Origin of the sequence: Gleimia hominis (assembly GCF_032085515.1) — a bacterium.
GTDB classification, from domain to species: domain Bacteria; phylum Actinomycetota; class Actinomycetes; order Actinomycetales; family Actinomycetaceae; genus Gleimia; species Gleimia hominis.
Genome location: NZ_JASXSX010000001.1, coordinates 954,697 through 972,758, shown reverse-complemented (window position 1 = coordinate 972,758; position 18,062 = coordinate 954,697). Strand labels below are relative to the sequence as shown.

At 57.3% G+C, this 18,062-nt stretch carries 12 protein-coding genes and 1 pseudogene; 5 read left to right on the top strand and 8 right to left on the bottom strand.

Annotated features, from left to right (window positions below):
* Nucleotides 1–70: 70 nt before the first annotated feature.
* The 5 genes and pseudogenes from QS713_RS04065 to QS713_RS09130 form a co-directional block, all read right to left on the bottom strand.
* A complete protein-coding gene (locus QS713_RS04065; protein WP_313272633.1) occupies nucleotides 71–1,249 on the bottom strand; it encodes a resuscitation-promoting factor in 1,179 nt (392 codons plus the stop codon).
* Nucleotides 1,250–1,344: 95 nt separating this feature from the next.
* Nucleotides 1,345–2,283, bottom strand: coding sequence for a TatD family hydrolase (locus tag QS713_RS04060; RefSeq protein WP_313272631.1), 939 nt, complete (start codon nucleotides 2,281–2,283; stop codon nucleotides 1,345–1,347).
* Nucleotides 2,284–2,306: 23 nt separating this feature from the next.
* Entirely contained in the window at nucleotides 2,307–3,689 is a 1,383-nt protein-coding gene (locus QS713_RS04055) for a sugar porter family MFS transporter (RefSeq protein ID WP_313272630.1), read from the bottom strand.
* A gap of 233 nt (nucleotides 3,690–3,922) precedes the next feature.
* Entirely contained in the window at nucleotides 3,923–4,756 is an 834-nt protein-coding gene (locus tag QS713_RS04050; protein ID WP_313272628.1) for a substrate-binding domain-containing protein, read from the bottom strand.
* 48 nt (nucleotides 4,757–4,804) lie between these two features.
* Nucleotides 4,805–4,927 (bottom strand): annotated as a pseudogene (locus QS713_RS09130) (LacI family DNA-binding transcriptional regulator); the annotation flags it as partial.
* Between the two features lie 306 nt (nucleotides 4,928–5,233).
* On the opposite strand from QS713_RS09130, the gene QS713_RS04045 reads away from it, so the two are divergent.
* The 3 genes from QS713_RS04045 (at nucleotide 5,234) to araA (ending at nucleotide 9,391) form a co-directional block, all read left to right on the top strand.
* On the top strand, nucleotides 5,234–6,850 hold the full coding sequence (locus QS713_RS04045; protein WP_313272626.1) for a xylulokinase: 1,617 nt from the start codon (nucleotides 5,234–5,236) through the stop codon (nucleotides 6,848–6,850).
* Nucleotides 6,851–7,109: 259 nt separating this feature from the next.
* Nucleotides 7,110–7,805, top strand: coding sequence for an L-ribulose-5-phosphate 4-epimerase (locus QS713_RS04040; RefSeq protein WP_313272624.1), 696 nt, complete (start codon nucleotides 7,110–7,112; stop codon nucleotides 7,803–7,805).
* Between the two features lie 77 nt (nucleotides 7,806–7,882).
* A complete protein-coding gene (gene araA, locus QS713_RS04035; protein ID WP_313272622.1) occupies nucleotides 7,883–9,391 on the top strand; it encodes an L-arabinose isomerase in 1,509 nt (502 codons plus the stop codon).
* 194 nt (nucleotides 9,392–9,585) lie between these two features.
* Here araA and guaA read toward each other — a convergent pair whose 3' ends face one another.
* The 3 genes from guaA to QS713_RS04020 all read right to left on the bottom strand — a co-directional run bounded on the left by guaA (nucleotide 9,586) and on the right by QS713_RS04020 (nucleotide 14,946).
* Nucleotides 9,586–11,160 (bottom strand): glutamine-hydrolyzing GMP synthase, encoded by a 1,575-nt coding sequence (gene guaA, locus QS713_RS04030; RefSeq protein WP_313272621.1) that lies wholly within the window; start codon nucleotides 11,158–11,160, stop codon nucleotides 9,586–9,588.
* Nucleotides 11,161–11,353: 193 nt separating this feature from the next.
* The gene (locus QS713_RS04025) at nucleotides 11,354–13,084 is read right to left on the bottom strand and encodes an ABC transporter ATP-binding protein (protein WP_313272619.1); all 1,731 of its coding nucleotides are present in this window, start codon (nucleotides 13,082–13,084) and stop codon (nucleotides 11,354–11,356) included.
* Nucleotides 13,081–14,946 carry an ABC transporter transmembrane domain-containing protein gene (locus tag QS713_RS04020; protein ID WP_313272617.1) on the bottom strand — a complete coding sequence of 622 codons (1,866 nt, stop codon included), beginning with the start codon at nucleotides 14,944–14,946 and terminating at the stop codon, nucleotides 13,081–13,083. The genes QS713_RS04025 and QS713_RS04020 overlap by 4 nt, the downstream gene beginning before the upstream one ends.
* A gap of 236 nt (nucleotides 14,947–15,182) precedes the next feature.
* On the opposite strand from QS713_RS04020, the gene pta reads away from it, so the two are divergent.
* On the top strand, nucleotides 15,183–16,739 hold the full coding sequence (pta, locus tag QS713_RS04015) for a phosphate acetyltransferase (protein ID WP_313272615.1): 1,557 nt from the start codon (nucleotides 15,183–15,185) through the stop codon (nucleotides 16,737–16,739).
* A gap of 116 nt (nucleotides 16,740–16,855) precedes the next feature.
* On the top strand, nucleotides 16,856–18,031 hold the full coding sequence (locus QS713_RS04010) for an acetate/propionate family kinase (RefSeq protein ID WP_313272613.1): 1,176 nt from the start codon (nucleotides 16,856–16,858) through the stop codon (nucleotides 18,029–18,031).
* The last annotated feature ends 31 nt before the right edge of the window (nucleotides 18,032–18,062 follow it).

Sequence of the window (18,062 nt, the reverse complement as noted above, 5' to 3'; positions counted from 1 at the left end):
GGCGTATGAGCGGCCTTGTTTACTGCCCGCGGCCTTCAGCGCAAGCCCAGCGTTTAGTACAAGCCTAGGGTCAGCGCAAGCCCAGTTGCGATGTGCAGGCGGGCCACTGGCCCCAGCCGGCGCGTTGCTGCAAGATTTTGGCGCGCATCGTTTGTTCTTCAGCGGATGCGTCTGAGGGGAGTCCGGATCCACCTACGGACTGCCACGTGGACGCCGTAAATTGGTATAGACCGTAGAATCCGTTACCCGTGTTTGTTGAGGGGTCGCCCCCGGATTCACACTGCGCTAACGCTCCCCAAACCCCGTCGGGTGCGCTACCGGTGCCGGCACCTGGCTGCGGGCTGGCACTAGCATTGTCGCTGGCTTCCGCCGTTTCGGTTTCTTCCGGGCGTTCCTTGGTGCCGCGTTCGATTACCCGGTCCTCAGGTTCGGTGCGAGTTTGCTTCACCTGCGTGGAGACGAGGACGTCGTCACCGCGTTTTTGCTCGTAGGTAGTGGTCTTAATTTGACCTTTCTTACCTTCGGAGACGACCCGCTCTTCACCTTTGTACAGTTCGTCAGTGTCGCGTTCCACGGTTTTGAAGTCGATGTCTTTAACTTCTTCTTTGACGCCGCGGCTGACGCGGGTGACGTCGATGAGCATACCTTTTTCATCGGAGCTGACGTGCACCTGGTCGATTGGAGAAACTTTTAGCCCGGATTTTTCCAGTACGCTCGGCACCGTGTCTTCGGTGGACGCGGCAACGGAGTGGGTTTTCCCATCGGCCACTACGCGGATGCTCTTGGGTTCGGATACGACTGCAGGTAGTGCGGAGCGCACCGACGAGCGGTCTGCGGCGACGGTTGTGTTGTCGCGGCCGCGTTGAGCCCCGGCCAGAACCTGGTCCATGGAGCTAGCAGCAGACCAGACGGCGCGCGAGGTGCTACCTTCTTTAACCCGGTACGACTTGGCGCGTTCCACTTTGATGTTTTGCCCGTTTTGGAGCCGCGCGTTTACGTTTGGGGTGACTTGGTCGTGCGTCGACACGTCTACGCCCGCGCTGTCTAGTGCGGTTGCTACGGTTCCACCCCAGACGTCAACGGGGCGGGTGATACCTTCTGCTTCCACGGTTACCGTGTGATGCGAGGCCGCGACCCCCACTGCGGAGGTTGCCACTAGCGCAGCAGCGGCCAGACCGGCAGCTGCCGTAACGGTTTTTTTCGAGCAGTACGTAGCCCAGCGGGGCTCGGTCTGATTCGAGTGCGTCAAAGTCTTTCCTTACGGTCGTTTCCTTAACTGTTTAACCGTAACCAATTTGTTATCTTTTCGTCACCCTTTACGACTCATTTCACAAACCAGTTGGTTTAGCCCCATTTGCCGTACACCTGTTCGGTGTTGCGTTCTAGCTGCTCGCACGTGGTTTCCAGGCTCTCTTCCCACAGGTCGGCGATGAATCGGATGGTGTGCGCCATGACGTAACTTGCGTTTGGATTTCCCCGGTATGGCACTGGCGTTAGGTATGGGGCGTCGGTTTCTACCAGAATTTGGTTACGTGGCAGTGACTTAAAAGCGTCGCGTTGCGCTTCGTTCGGTTTAAACGTAAGGGACCCTCCGAATGAGGCGTACCACCCGTTTTTCGCGCATTCTTCCGCTAGCTGCAGCCCACCAGAGAAGCAGTGGAACACGATTGGGATATCCGTTTTGTCTGCGCCCACGCGGTAGAGCGTGCGCACGCATTGTTCGTGCGCTTCCCTGTCGTGTATTTGCACGGGTAGGTTGCGTTCCATTCCTAGTTTGAGGTGTGCGCTAAAGCTTTCTTGCTGGGCTGCGAGCCCGGCCTCCGCGGTTCGATATAGGTCGAGCCCGGTTTCCCCTACTGCCACCACGTCCGCACTGTCGAGGTGTTGTTCCACTTGCGCGAGCGCTTCATCGAGCGGCACGTGGTGTGCCTGCGGCTGGTAGGTATTGCCGTCGGGCGCTTTTTCAACTACGCCGGCGTGCAGTGGGGCTTCGTTGGGGTGGATGGCGAGTGCGAGTCGCACAGCCGGATGCGTTTCGGTTTTATTCCTGAGGTCCTTTGCTTGCTGTAAGGCCGGTGCGAAGTCTGGGAGTTCGCACGCAACCGTGATAATCCGCTTGACCCCAACGTTGAGTGCGCGTTGCAGCTGTTCTTCGAGGCTCATTTTGATGCCGCCAGCCGCGGGGATTTCCCCTTCGTGTAACGGTAGGTGTGTGTGGTTATCCGTAACCGCCGCTGGCAACGGCTGTGCCAACGGCGGCCACGAGCGTTTCTTCTTACTCATACCACTAGTTTAGGGCCGCGCCTTTAGTTTGCTGTCGCGCTCTGTTCGATCTCCTCAAGGGTACGGCCTCGAGTTTCTGGCACCATTTTCGTAACAAATAAGACGCCCAACAGGCAGATTATGCCAAAAATCAGGAACACTGACTCTTGTGGCATGTGCGCGGTCATGATTGGGAAAACGAGTCCAACCAGGAACGATCCGATCCAGTTGAAAGAAGACGCTAGCCCAGAGGCACGCCCGCGGATTGCAAGCGGGAAGATCTCTCCAACAATCACCCAGGTCAAAGGCGCCCAAGTGAACGAGTAGAACGCCACATACAGGCTTAGGAGTGCGACGATCATCATCGGAGGCATTCCCGGGAACATCCAGTTCAGCAACGAAGGGAGAATAAAGGATAGGGCCATAACTGACCCACCTATAATTATCAGCGTTTTGCGGTTAATCTTTTCGGCTATTGCGATAAATAGTAGGGAACCTAGAACCAGGATTACCCCCTGGACAATCGGCCACATCAGCGCTTCACCCGCCGCCTGACCCGTTGCCTTTTCCACAATGAGGGGAATGTAGTAAAAGATCGCATTCGCACCCTGGAACTGTTGGAATGCTGCCACTCCTAAACCTGCAATAACCAGGTAGCGGTACCGAGAACTGAACAACATGCCCCAGCTGACTTTGTTTGAAGCTTTTTCTTCAGCGATCGCAGTTGCTTTAATCTCATCTATTTCCGTATCAACTTCGCTCGCATTACGGATGTACGTTAGTACCACACGCGCCTGTTGCTCTTCACCATGACGGATCAGGTAACGCGGCGATTCGGGTAGCCTGAGCACGCCGAAAAACAAAATGATCGCTGGCACTGCTGCGGCCGCGAGCATGACACGCCATGCGTATTGATGCGGTAAGCCTTTTAGAAGGTAGTCAACAATGTAGGAAATCAGCATTCCCGAAACGATCATAGTTTGGTTGAGACCCGATAAGTTGCCCCGCAAACGGGCTGGCGCAAGCTCGGACATGTATGCCGGCACTAATGCCGATGCCGCGCCGACTGCGAGGCCTAGAAATATCCGCATCGCGATGAGCCAGGCTGCGCCATTGTCGGGCACGATCGCACAGAGTATTGACCCGGTAACAAAAATAATTGCCGAGACGAGGATCATTCGTCTGCGCCCGAACCGGTCAGAGAGCATACCGGCAAGCGCTCCACCAAATACGGCACCTAGCATTACGCCTGAAGTAATCCATCCGATTACGCTGGCGTGTCCTTCCAGGTTCCAGTCGTGTTGCAGAAACGGTAGGGCCCCGGTCATTACTCCGATGTCATATCCGAATAGGATGCCCCCAAATGCTCCGAAGAAATATATAAACGCACCCGAAATCTTCCGACTGCCTCTTTTGGTTTCGGCCATCTCAGCTCCTTTGAGAAACTCCTCTGTTTCTTGTGTTCTCACCACAATGTGTTCACGAGTTCAGTTGTTAAATACTCACCGGCAGCGGCTCATAGCCACAATCGCCAATGTGAACGTTAACATTGGTGAGTATATGCAGACGCTTCTGCCAAGTGCAAACGCTCTATTGGATCATCACGCGGCCACTACCCACAAGCGGAAGGGCGAAAACCTGTATCTACAAGGCGGAGGCTCTACTTTTGTCCTTGTTTGGACCGACGTTTTGTAGATTCTCGGACCACCAGCACGGCAGGCACGAGCGTGTGCGAAACCTTTGAGTTCTCCAGCAGATCTAGAGCTTTTTCAAGTACCGCCACCCCAAGTTGCTCGAAATCTTGAGAGATAGTAGTTAGTGCGGGCGTGTAGTAGGCGCTTTCTGGCACGTTATCGAAGCCCACCACGGATACGTCAGAGGGAACACTAACCCCGCACTTATAGAAGGCCGATAGCATTCCCAAGGCCATGTGGTCGTTGGCAGCAAACGCTGCGGTAATCCCACTTTCATCTATTGTGGAAGCCAAATCGATGCCGATTTCAAAACCCGATTGCGCACTCCAATCACCGTATTTGTAGGTGGCCGACATCCCTAGTCGACCAACTTCATCTTTCGTTGCAGCTAATCGAAGTTGTGCGTCCGTCCAGTTCGAGGGCCCAGCGATAACCGCTATTTTTTTGTGTCCCAACCGATTCAGATGCCGCACAGCCAGTCTGGCTCCCTGCGCCTGGTCTACGCTAACGTAACTCATGTTCCGCACGTTTTGCGCCTGCCCACCAACCATGACGATGGGCGTCTTGCAATCGAGCTCAGCAGCATATCTCCACGTGCGCTCTCTGGCCGCAATAACGATTATCACGTCTACGGAACGCTGTAAGAACGTGTTCACCACTCTGAGGAACTCAGTTTGCGAGTCTTCTTTTACGGTAGCCAGCAAGGTTGCATAGTTGCGTTTTCGGGCAGCTTGTTCAATGGTCGTGAGAGTGTGCGTGGGGCCGAAAAGAAATGACCCAACTGCCACTACCCCAATCATTCCTGACCGATTGGTGACTAGCGTTCGGGCGGCGGTATTTGGGATGTAGCCAGTTCGTTGTATGACCTCTTCGACCCGTTCACGCGTTTTCGGCCTAACTCCTGAGCCACCATTTATGACGCGCGAGACGGTTTGGTGCGAGACCCCAGCCATCTTTGCAATTTGGTTCATTGAAACCGCGCGATTACCTCTTCCCACCACACACCTCCCCGCTGTCTTGCGCATAGATTCTGCTGCATTAGTAAATGTCACTACTACGTTACGCTAGGGCCTCATCATTGGGGGAATTGCTTCGTCGCTCTTCGACCTACTGCGCTAACACTACGACGTCCAGGCGGATTTAAGATGCTCACCCGCCCTATCAAAACAACTTGCGGGATTAAAACTGCTTTGGCATACTTAACAAAGAGCGATGTTAACGTTCACATTTAAGAAGTGATGGGTTTACAGTTGATTCAACACTCGAAGGAGAGTCTTATGCCAACGGATTTTGATCCTAAACAGTTGCTTGCCGCTGGAGACACGTCTTTAGGGATTGAATTTGGTTCAACGCGGATCAAAGCTTGCCTTGTGGCCCCGGATGCAACCCCGATCGCAACGGGTGTGCACGAGTGGGAGAACCAGTTGGTCGATGGGCATTGGAGCTACTCGCTTGAAAGTATTTGGTCCGGTGTGCAGGCTGCTTACACCTCGCTAATAAAGCAGTGCGAAGAAAAGTATGCATTCAAACCCACTCGTTTCGCATCAATAGGTGTTTCCGCGATGATGCATGGATATTTAGCGTTCGATGCTAACGACGAGCTTCTGGTGCCGTTCCGTACTTGGCGTGACACCACCACGGGCCCCGCTGCCGAACAACTGACTAAGGCTTTTAAAGTTAACATCCCGCTGCGCTGGTCCGTCGCCCACTACTATCAAGCGATGCTAGATCAAGAACCGCACGTGGCAGACGTTTCGTTCCTAACTACCCTCGCCGGTTACGTGCACTGGAAATTAACGGGCGAAAAAGTTCTCGGGGTGGGGGATGCTTCAGGCATGTTCCCACTAAACAGTGACGGCACCGAGTACCGACTGGACCTCATCGAAATATTTAACAAGATGAGTACCAGCGAACGAGACATTAAAGAACTACTCCCTGCAATCCGCACCGCCGGGCAATCCGGTGGGAAGCTAACTGAAGCAGGCGCTAAATTACTGGACCCAACCGGAGAACTGGAACCAGGGATCCTATTTGCACCCCCTGAAGGCGATGCGGGTACCGGGATGGTCGCAACCAACGCGGTAAAGCCGCGCACTGGAAACGTCAGTGTCGGTACCTCCATTTTTTTGATGGCCGTGTTGGAGAATCCGTTGAAGCACCTGCATCCTGAGATTGACCTGGTCACCACACCAGATGGTCACCCCGTTGCCATGGTGCATTGCAATAATGGTGCAGACGAACTTGCACGTTGGGTAGACATGTTCCGTGAAGTTGCGCAGCTACTCAACGCCCCAGACACGAGTGCGGACGCCGTTTACGCAGCCACACTCGGCGCCGCACTTGAAGGTGAAGCGGACGCGGGAGGTGTCTTCGCGTTCAACAACCTCGCCGGCGAACCCGTCACCCACTTGGATGGAGGGCGGCCCCTCATCACCCGTTCCCCTTGGGCCACATTGAACCTACCGAATTTCATGAGGGCACAGGTGTACTCCACGTTCGCAGCTCTCGCGATTGGTTTGGAAGTGCTAGAGACGGAAGCAGTGCAACTGGACGTACTTTCCGCACACGGCGGTGTTTTCCGAACCGAAAAGGTAGCCCAGCGCCTACTCGCAGCCGCAACGCACACCCCCATAACCGTGCAAGACAGCGCGTCCGAAGGCGGGGCTTGGGGAATGGCGGTACTAGCTGCTTACAGCGCTTACTGCCAGAACGCCGCCACGCCACAACCACTTGCCGAATATTTAACAGGCACCGTGTTTGCCTCTGCTGCGCAAGAAACAATTGCCCCGTCCGCAGCTGATGAACGTGGTTTCGCTACGTTCCTCGCCGGCTACAGGCAAGCGTTAACCATCCAACCTCACGCAATTCGGGCCCTCCCGCCACGCGCACTATAACCGCATCGCATCACCCCGGCTCCGCGCGGTGCGGAACCTGGCGAAAACAACGCTGTGCACCAAGACTGGCGGACATGGTTATTGGCAAGCGAACCCAGTGGGAACTACGTGAAGCCATGCGAACCCAGTGGGAACTACGCTTAGCCAGTCGACCTCAGCAAATACTATAAAACGCCACTGAAATCGACCGATGTCCTGTCGGGAAGCAGTGAATAGCGATAGAAACGTCAAACAATGATTTAACAGGAAGGAACGGGTTTTGCTGAACTATTCATCGGAAGTAATCGAAAAAATCGAGACAACAAAACAGGTCGTGGCCAGGTTGCACGCGGAACTGCCCAGGTGGGGACTTGTCGTTTGGACCGCAGGTAACGTGAGTCAACGCGTAGTGGTCGGCGCCGAACCCAGCGCGGACGACCTGCTGGTAATCAAACCTTCCGGCGTCAGCTACGACGAGCTCACTCCAGATGCAATGGTGGTGTGCAACTTGAACGGAGAACTGGTTGAGGGCAGCAAGAGTCCCTCATCTGACACCGCTGCCCACGCCTACGTTTACGCACACATGCCGAACGTGGGTGGGGTCGTGCACACGCACTCCACGTACGCGACAGCGTGGGCCGCGCGCGGAGAAGAGATTCCGTGCGCACTCACCATGATGGCAGACGAGTTCGGCGGACCTATTCCCGTTGGCCCGTTCGCAATAATCGGTGACGACTCGATTGGACGCGGCATCGTGGAAACCCTCAAAGATCACCGCTCCCCTGCGGTACTTATGCAAAATCACGGCCCGTTCACAATTGGCGAAGACGCGCGAGCCGCGGTTAAAGCCGCGGTGATGACCGAAGAAGTGGCTCGCACCGTCCACATTGCACGCAGCGAGGGGCAACTCAAAGCGATTCCTCAAGAGGCAATTGACCGGCTCTACGACCGATACCAAAACGTGTACGGCCAGTAAACGAAACCGTATGAGACGTATTTAAACCGCAGTAGCACTTTAAATTTGCATTTAATAGCACACAAAGGAGTAAGTACATGCAGAATCCATTTGAAAACAAGGAAATCTGGTTCCTAACCGGCAGCCAGTTCTTGTACGGGAAAGAAACCTTGGATCAGGTGGCCGAGCAGTCGCAAACCATCGCCCAGACCCTGAATAGCGCGCAGCAGATTCCGCTTAAAATCGTGTGGAAGCCGGTGCTCACCACTTCTGATGACATTCAGCGCACCATTCTTGAAGCCGAGAACAACCCCCAAGTAGTTGGACTGATCGCGTGGATGCACACGTTCTCGCCCGCCAAAATGTGGGTTCGTGGCCTTGAGGCACTGCACACCCCACTGCTGCACCTGCACACGCAGATCGACCAGAAGATGCCGTGGTCGCGCATGGACATGGACTTCATGAACCTAAACCAAGCGGCCCACGGCGACCGGGAGTTCGGCTACATCCTCACCCGCATGGGCATCGCCCGCACCACCGTGGTTGGCCACTACACCGACACCGAGGTGCACGACGAGATCGCCACCTGGGCGCGCGCCATCATCGGTTGGCATGAAGCCCGGAACCTCAAACTAGTACGATTTGGCGACAACATGCGTAACGTAGCCGTAACAGAAGGCGATAAGACGGAAGCGGAAATCCGGTTCGGCACCTCCGTCAACACCTGGGGTGTGAACGATCTGGTAGCACAGATCAACCAGGTCGAAGAAGCGGACGTTGATGCGTTAATACAGCAGTACCTAGATCTTTACGACGTGGCGCCAGAACTGAAACCCGAAGGTGAACGCCACGATTCCCTGCGTTACGCCGCCCGGCAAGAAATAGCGCTGCGCACCTTCCTGGACAAGCAGGGGGCGAAAGCATTTACAGATACTTTTGAGGATCTTGGTGAGCTCAAACAACTACCCGGCCTGGCGGTGCAGCGGCTCATGGCGGACGGCTACGGTTTCGGAGCGGAAGGGGATTGGAAAACCGCGATCCTCATTCGGCTAGCGAAAGTGATGGGATACGGGTTAGACGGCGGCGCGTCTTTGATGGAGGACTACTCGTACAACCTGGTGCGCGGGGACGAGAAAATCCTGGGTGCACACATGCTTGAAGTCTGCCCAAGCCTCACGGTGGATAAACCGAAACTGGAGATCCACCCGCTCGGCATTGGAGACCGCGAAGACCCAGTGCGGCTAGTGTTCACGGCATCCCCATCAACTGGGGTGGTGGTTGCTCTATCGGATATTCGCGATCGATTCCGCATGGTTGCGAACAAGGTGGAGGTAGTGAACCCGGATGAGCCACTGCCGATTCTGCCTGTGGCGCGCGCCGTGTGGAAACCACTGCCGGATTTCCAGACCGCAACTCGCTGCTGGCTCGCCTCCGGCGCAGCCCACCACACGGTGATGAGCACACAAGTTGGGTTGGACGTGTGGAAAATGTTCGCCCGAATCGCCGGGGTTGAGTTCGCCGCGATTGACGAACACACTCAGGTCGATGCTTTCGAAGACCAGTTGCGTTGGAACAACGTGTTCTACCGCATCCAACAATCGCTATAAGTGCACGGGTACCACAAGCCCATTACGCAGGCCCATTAACCAGGGCGGAACGCGAAACGCTTGCGGTGTCTAAATAGGTTCTTCAACTACACCTAATATTCAGGTATACCTAAAGCATGGAATAACTAGTTCCCCGAAGGCTCAGACTAATAATCTGCCTTCGGGGAACTGGTTTAGCCACGTTGTTGGTCTGATTACTCCCATTCAATCGTGGCTGGGGGCTTGCTCGTGACGTCGAGCACTACCCGGTTCACGTCCTCCACCGTGTTCGTGATCCGGTTAGAAATCCGGGCCAGCAACTCGAACGGCAAGCGCGACCAATCCGCCGTCATCGCATCTTGCGACGACACTGGGCGCAACACAATCGGATGCCCATAGGTTCGGCCATCCCCCTGCACGCCAACTGAACGCACGTTGGCTAGCAACACCACGGGGCACTGCCAAATCTCACGGTCCAACCCCGCGTTAGTCAACTCCTCACGCACAATCGCGTCTGCCGCCCGCAACACAGCTAAACGCTCACGCGTAACCTCACCAATAATCCGGATCCCAAGCCCAGGCCCGGGGAACGGCTGGCGCCACACAATATTCTCCGGCACCCCCAGTTCCAAACCAACCGCACGCACCTCATCCTTAAACAAGGCCCGCAGCGGCTCAATAAGATCGAAATCCAAATCCTCAGGCAAACCACCCACGTTGTGATGCGACTTAATATTCGCAGCGCCCTCACCACCACCGGACTCCACCACATCCGGGTACAACGTGCCCTGCACCAAGAACTTCACTTCTTCACCGGACTCCCCCGCTTCAGAAACCAGCTTGCGCTGCGCATCCTCAAACGAACGGATAAACTCCCGGCCAATAATTTTGCGTTTCTGCTCCGGATCACTCACGCCCGCGAGCGCGCCCAAGAACCGGTCCGTCTCATCCACCGTGACCACGCGGATCCCCATCGAAGACGCGTAATCACGCTCCACCTGCTCGCGCTCCCCCTGGCGCAACAGGCCGTGATCCACAAAAATACACGTCAACTGATCCCCCACAGCCTTGTGCACCAACGCGGCAGCAACAGAGGAATCCACGCCGCCCGACAGGCCACAAATCACGCGTTTATCACCCACCTGCGCGCGGATTTTCGCAACCTGGTCATCAATAATCGAAGTGGACGTCCAACTCCGTTCCACTCCAACGGAATCCAAGAACGCCACCAACTGCGCCTGCCCCTGCTGGGTGTGCGCCACCTCCGGATGCCACTGCACCCCATAAAAACCGCGGTCAGCATCCTCAAACGCAGCCACCGGAGTCTGTTCGGTAGAAGCCGTCACCGTGAACCCAACCGGCGCTTCCTGCACCGCGTCACCATGGCTCATCCACACGGTCTGCTCGCCACTAGGCCCCAGGATCTTCGAACCGCCCTTAACCTGCGTGGTCGTATGCCCATACTCGCGAGTTCCGGTGCGCCCCACCGTCCCTCCAAGCGAAGCCGCCATCAACTGGAACCCATAGCAGATCCCGAGGATCGGCACACCCGCCTCAAACAAATCCTTATCGATACTGGGCGCACCCTGCGCGTACACGGAAGCTGGACCACCCGAAAAAATAATCGCCGCAGGCTGCTTCTGCAGCATCTGCTGCGCCGGCATCGTGTGCGGCACAATCTCTGAATACGCATTCGCCTCTCGAACACGCCGCGCAATCAACTGGGCGTATTGGGCACCGAAATCAACAACAAGCACAGGGCGCTGAGCGCCAGTTTGAACTTCACTCACGCCTCCACACTAGCAGGTGCACCGCGTGCGAATCACACGCCCAGCCATTCAACCACCCACCAAATCCCCGCGGTCGCAAACATGGTGCCAAGCGCATTTCCCAAGCCGGTTAGTAGAGCCCACTTCCCACGCACCAAGCGGGTCGGCAAGGCAAGTTTGCAATGCGGGTTGGCCAGCAGGTTAACCAAGCCCACTACGCGTGTTGCCAGGCGTGCCACAGGGAGGCGTACTCGCCGCCGCGCGCCACCAAGTCTTCGTGCGTGCCCAGTTCCTCAATCTTCCCGTCAATCATCACGGCCACGCGATCCGCGTCGTGCGCGGTGTACAGACGGTGCGCAATCGCAATAACCGTACGCCCAGCCAGCACGCGCGACAGTGCGGACTCCAAACTGCGAGCCGCCGTTGGGTCCATCAGCGACGTGGCCTCATCCAAAATCAGCGTGTGCGGGTCCATCAGCACAATCCGCGCCAACGCCACCTGCTGCGCCTGCGCCGGCGTTAGTTCTTGCGCGGACGCCCCCACGGCAGTGTCCAAACCACCCAGGGACTCCACCCAGCCCCACGCATCCACTGCCCGCAAAGCATTTTCCAACTGCTCATCCGACGCATCCGGCAGCGCCAGAGTCAAGTTATCGCGCAGCGTCCCGGTGAACACATGGTGCTCCTGCGTCACCAAAATGACGTTCTTATGCAGGTCCTCTTGCTCCAAATCCACCAGCGGCACCCCACCCACAGTCACGGACCCAGAGGTCGGTGGGTGAATCCCCGCAAGCATCCGCCCCAGCGTAGATTTACCCGCCCCAGACGGCCCCACTATCGCCAAGGTCTCCCCTGGCTTGAGGTCCAAGCTCACGCTATGCAACACGGGTTTGCCCTCGCGGTATTCGTAGCTGACGTCGTGGGCGCGGATCTGCACCGAGTCGGGCTTGTCGCCGCTGGCGTGGCGGTCAGCGGGAACCTCACCGACACCAAAAATACGGGACAAAGAAACAAAGGAAGACTGCAGCGTATCAATCAAAAATACGGACTGGATCAGTGGGGAACGCAGTCCCATCGCGTACATCGCCACCGTGGTAACCGCCCCGATCGTAACCAAACCTGCGGAAGACGCCCACGCGCCCACCAGCACCACCAGCACGGTTGGGGACAAGAAAATGATCGCGAACCCAGCCAGCAAGAACCCGCGCACGTAAGACGTGTACCGTTTAGTGCGGAACAACTCATCGACCACAGCTTCGAAGTTACGCATCCGCAGCCGCCCCATCGACAGGGCATCGACCGTAGACGCGTGCTCAGCCGTTTCTGAAATCGACCCCGAAATCTTTGCCCACTGCGCCGACGCCGTCCGGTAGGCCGGTACTGCCCGGCGCAAATACCAGCGGGCAATAAAGTACAGCAGCGGCAACGGCACGAGCGTGAACAACCCCAGCAGCGGAGACGTCAAAAATGCCGCCCCGTACGTCCCCAAAATAGTTATTACCACCACCAGGATGCGCGATATCCCCCGCCGCACCAAGAAATCGATCTGATCAATATCGTGCGTCGTGCGGCCCACCAGGTCACCGGTACCCGCCGATTCCACCACCGACAGGGGCATGTGCGTGAGGTCGTACACCAGGTCCTCACGCAACTTAGAAAACACGGTTTCGCCCAGCACGCGCGCGTAATACTCCCCGATGTACGTCAAAATCGCCTGCCCGACCACCAGGATCACCACGAACGTAATCCAGTTCATCACCACGTTCCGGGTTGTGCCCGCCACAATCAGGTCAATGATGTGGCCAATCACCCACGGGGTCGCCACAATCGCGAACGTGGCGGCCAGTTGGAACACCAAAATCACGATCATGAGGCGCTTGTAGTCTTTGAACAGGCGCACGCACCCGCGCCAGACCGACCGGTTTGATGCGATAGGTAGCCTCATTGTTCCACCCCCGTAGCTCGTTGCGCGATCCGTCTATACGTGCGTCCCGCCGCGTCTTCGCGCGTACTTAACTCGTTGTGCGTGCCGCGGCCCAGTTCCCGCCGTCCCGTTTCGTCCAGTACGATCACTTCGTCACACTGTTCCAGTACTAGGGGGGATTCGGACACGATCAGCGTGGTTCTTCCCGCGCGTTCTTTTGCGATTCTTGAGGCAATGCGTGCCTCAGTGTGCGAATCCACCGCGGAGGTCGGTTCAATCAAAACTAGTGCGGTGGCGTCCGTGTAGATAGCGCGGGCGAGGGCCACGCGTTGGCGCTGCCCACCCGAGAGGGACCGGCCTTTTTCCGTGAGGTGACCATCCAATCCGCCGGCAAGGGAGCCGGCGATGTCTTCTCCGTCAGCTACCCACAGGGCGTGCATCACGGCGTCATCCACCGCTTGGCGGCTGTAGTGCGCTTGCGGTTCTTTTCCTTCTGATTTCACGTAGTCGGTGATTATGCGCCACAGGGGCCGGGCGGGTGCCTGCTGGGCCCGGGGCCCCAAGATGGCATCGCGCAACGTTCCAACGAACAGCTGTGCTTTAGCGCCAGAAAGCACAAGGTTCTCGCGAATATTCGACACCGGGATTTCGCGGGCATCCACACCCGCGTACCACACGCGGTCTTGATCATCGACCCGGGTTAAACGTGTGGCCACCCGCGCGGAATCGTCCGGATCAACCGCTACCAACGCGGTGATTTTACCCGGTTCCACACGGGTTCCAGTGGCCTCATCAACCAAATCTGCTGCCGGCCAGTCCACCCGCTTGTCTCCGCGCGAGTTAATGCGCGATTCAATCTGGTGCAGGTGCGCAATCTTCTTCGCCCCCACCCAGGCGCGCGTCCCCACCTGGATCGTGTTCGTAGCCGCGTTCAAGGGGCTCGACAGGAACGTGGTGTACCCGTAGAACGCAACCAGGTGGCCGGCCGAAAGTTCACCGTCGTAGACCATCATCGCGGCGATCGCCACCACAATAATCGTGAACGCGCTCGGCGCCGCTGCCCGCGACGTATCCAAAATCGCTTGGAAAGCCGCCACCGTTATCCCCCGGTCACGCACCACACGGGACTGTTTCGTGTACCGACTGTGGAACTCGTCCTCCCCGCCAATACCACGCAGAATCCGCAGGCCCGCCACCGAGTCTGCCCCCAAGTTTGTGAGCACCCCCCGGGCCTCACGCTGCCACATCTGGCGGCGCTGCAAAACTGGCACTACGCATGCCAAGCCAATAATCACTAGCGGCAACCCGATCAGCACCACGAGCCCTAAGACCACTGACGTTTTCAGCATCAAGTACGCCACCACGGCAGTAGAAGTCAGGGCCGCCACAATCGCGGGAATAAAGGCAAACAATGCGCCCACGTAGTCCGTGTCCGACGTGATTGTGGTAACGATATCGCCCGGCGCTATTTTCTGGGTGATAGACCGGCCGCGTTTAGACGTGCGTGCGGCAACGGACTTACCGCCCAGCACGGGGCCGCTCATCCACCCGGCAATGTCCGTCAGCTGGGTGATCGCACTGCCCACCCCGGTCATCATCACAATCCCAATCAGCCCGAACGTCCACGGCAACATGTGGACGCCGAAACCCTTTTCTAACCCCGAGTCCAGTAGCTTCCCCAGCCCCATCGGCACGAGCGCCATAGAAATGTAGTTAACCGAGTTCGCAATCGAACCCAAAATTAGGGGCACGCGGTTTTCTTTCGCTAGTGTCCACAGCACCCCACCTGCCGTTGTGGGCAGGTCGTGGGCCTGTTTTTTATCTACCTGGAGGAACTTGGGCCAGCGCCGGGGTTGGCGGGCGATCTTCACGGGGGTACTCAAATGTGCGATACACCTTCCATTAGTGCCGGGTTTACCTTGCTACGCCGGGTTATGCCAGCCATTTCACTGTACTTGTTCACCCCCCAGTTTTCGCCCGCAGGCAGCGTCTGCACCCCGGGGAAGGGACGAAGATCATATGTTGACCAGTATTTTTCGCATTTCGCACGCAAAATGTGGTGATATTAATAGGTACGAACAGGTTGTTAACAACGTATTCGCGTGGAAGGGATTAGGACGTGACCTATTCGCTGTACATCACGGCCACGGAACCGGGTGAAGGTGGTTTAGCAGTAATCCGCTCGGTTGTAAACAAGTTGAAAGATTCCTACGAGAAAGTTGGGGTTTTTCGCGCTTTTGTTAATGGTGAGGGGACCGCTGACCCGGTGGTGAAAGAGTTCGACGGTGGTTACGGTACCGTTCGGGCGCACTACGCGGAAGACGAGCTGAGTGCGATGCAGACGGTGGTTCGCCAGTACCGCGAGTTCGTTCGCCACTACGATGCGGTGGTGATTGTTGGCCGTATCGATGGGGACCCAGCTAACCCGGGTTTGCTGGCTCGTTCGGCCCGCACTGCAGCGAACGTGGGAGCTGCGATCGCATTTATTGTGGACCCGCAGAACCGGTCTGCGGACGCGCTTACGAGCTATTTGGAGTTGGCGCGTGAGGAAGTGGCGTTAGCGAACGTTCCGCTTGTGGCCGCGTGGATCCTAGGTGATCCCGACCAGCTGCCGCAGCTGGAGGGCGTGGAAGTACTCACCAGTGGGGATGACGATCGGGTGCCGGACCTGCTGCGCCACCAGTTGAAAACTACAACGCCGTTGATGTTCGAATCCGCGTTGATGGAGCGCGCGCAGTCGCAGGTGCGTCGCATAGTGCTCCCAGAGTCGGATGACGAGCGGATTTTGCAGGCCGCGGCGATCATTTTGAAATCCCACACTGCGGACATCACGTTCGTTGGGGACCGCGAGCAAATCAACCAGCGGGCCGAAGAACTGCATATCGACCTGTCTGCTGCCGAGGTGGTGGACCCCACGGATCCGGCCTACTTGGATCGGTACGTCCCCGAGTTTGTGCAGCTGCGGAAGAAGAAGGGGGTAACGCCGGAGCAGGCGCGGCAGAAACTCGCGGACCTTTCTTACTTCGCCACCATGATGGTGCACATGGGAGACGCGGACGGCATGGTTTCGGGTGCATCCCACACCACGGCGGAAACCATCGTGCCGTCATTCCAGATCATTAAGCCCCGGCCGGGTACCTCTATCGTCTCGTCCGTGTTCCTCATGCTGCTGAAAGACCGCGTGCACGTGTACGGGGACTGCGCGGTGAACCCGAACCCAACCCCGGAGCAGCTGGCGGACATTGCCCTCACGTCCGCGCAGACCGCACAGCAGTTCGGTGTGGAACCGCGGGTTGCGCTCGTGTCTTACTCTTCGGGCACTTCCGGGGCGGGCCCGGACGTGGACGCGGTAGCGCAAGCCACGCGGATCGCGCAAGAAAAAGCACCGGACCTCCCGATTGATGGGCCCATCCAGTTTGACGCTGCCACCGACCCGATTGTGGCTGCGAAGAAGATGCCGGGATCGGCAGTTGCGGGCCGCGCAACCGTGTACATTTTCCCGGACCTCAACACGGGCAACACCACGTACAAAGCGGTGCAACGTACCTCGGGTGCGACCGCGGTTGGCCCAGTGTTGCAAGGCTTGAATAAGCCCGTTAACGACCTGTCACGCGGCGCCCTGGTGGCCGATATTGTGAACACAATTGCGATCACCGCCGTGCAGGCGCAGCACTAAACCTGACCGCCCCATGGAACTAAACCCGGCCGCGCCACAGCATGGTCCGCTGTGCGTGGCTGGGTACTAAACTCAAACCTGAATGCACACCTTAGGCTCGTAAGCGAAAGGTACTTATGACTGTTCTAGTAATAAACGCGGGTTCTTCCTCGTTGAAATACCAACTGGTTAACCCCACGACAGGCGAATCTAACGCGTCTGGCCTCGTGGAACGCATCGGCGAAGAAACCGCGATGCTCAAGCACGAGCACGAAGGTGAGGAGTACCGGCTGGAACGCCACATCGAAGACCACGAGGTCGCCCTCAAACTCGTACTCGACATGTTCAACAAGTACGGTCCGGTACTTAAAGAAGCCAGTATTGAGGCCGTGGGCCACCGCGTGGTGCAGGGCGGGAAGTACTTTGACGGACCCGCGTTAGTGACCGATGAGGTGAGCGAACGGATCCGCACGCTAATCCCATTGGCACCGCTGCACAACGGGGGTAACCTCAAGGGAATTGAAGTGGCTCGCGAACTGCTGCCAGAAGTACCGCACGTGGTGGTGTTCGACACCGCGTTTTTCCAGCGCCTGCCCGCGGAAGCTTCGACGTACGCGCTGAAGAAAGAGGTGGCGGAAAAGTACGGTATCTACCGCTACGGTGCGCACGGCACCTCCCACTTGTACGTATCTAAGCAGGTGGCGGAGCTGACCGGGAAGACGGATTTGAAACAGATCGTGATGCACCTGGGGAACGGCGCGTCCGTGTCAGCTGTTAAAAACGGTCGGGCCCTGGACACCTCGATGGGGCTCACGCCGTTGGAGGGCCTAGTGATGGGCACCCGCACCGGTGACATTGACCCGGCTGCCGTGTTCCACCTGCAACGCAACGCGGGGATGGACGTGGAAGAAGTTGATCACCTGTTCAATAAGGAATCGGGCTTGAAAGGCCTGTCTGGGTTCAACGACATGCGCACGGTGCGGGAGCTGGCGGATAAGGGTGATGAGGACGCGCGCCTAGCACTGGATGTGGCGCTGCACCGCCTGCAAAAATACGTGGGGGCCTACACCGCGGTTTTGGGTGGTTTGGACGCCATCACGTTTACCGCTGGGATCGGTGAGAATGATAGCGACCTGCGGCGGGAACTGTGTGAGCGTCTCGCATACACGGGCATTGAGTTAGACCTTGAGAAGAATGAGGTACGCTCTAAGCAAGCGCGTTGCATCTCTACCCCTAACTCTAAAGTTCAGGTGTGGGTAGTTCCGACTAATGAGGAGCTGGAGATCGCCCGCCAAGCCATGACGCTGGTGTAGCAGCCACTCACCTTTAAAAGTAGCAGTTGCC

Coding starts and splice junctions, on each gene's coding strand:
- QS713_RS04010 (WP_313272613.1), top strand. CDS start 16,856: ATGACTGTTCTAGTAATAAACGCGGGTTCTTCCTCGTTGAAATACCAA.
- QS713_RS04060 (WP_313272631.1), bottom strand. CDS start 2,283: ATGAGTAAGAAGAAACGCTCGTGGCCGCCGTTGGCACAGCCGTTGCCA.
- QS713_RS04025 (WP_313272619.1), bottom strand. CDS start 13,084: ATGAGGCTACCTATCGCATCAAACCGGTCGGTCTGGCGCGGGTGCGTG.
- araA (WP_313272622.1), top strand. CDS start 7,883: ATGCAGAATCCATTTGAAAACAAGGAAATCTGGTTCCTAACCGGCAGC.
- QS713_RS04055 (WP_313272630.1), bottom strand. CDS start 3,689: ATGGCCGAAACCAAAAGAGGCAGTCGGAAGATTTCGGGTGCGTTTATA.
- QS713_RS04050 (WP_313272628.1), bottom strand. CDS start 4,756: ATGATTGGGGTAGTGGCAGTTGGGTCATTTCTTTTCGGCCCCACGCAC.
- QS713_RS04045 (WP_313272626.1), top strand. CDS start 5,234: ATGCCAACGGATTTTGATCCTAAACAGTTGCTTGCCGCTGGAGACACG.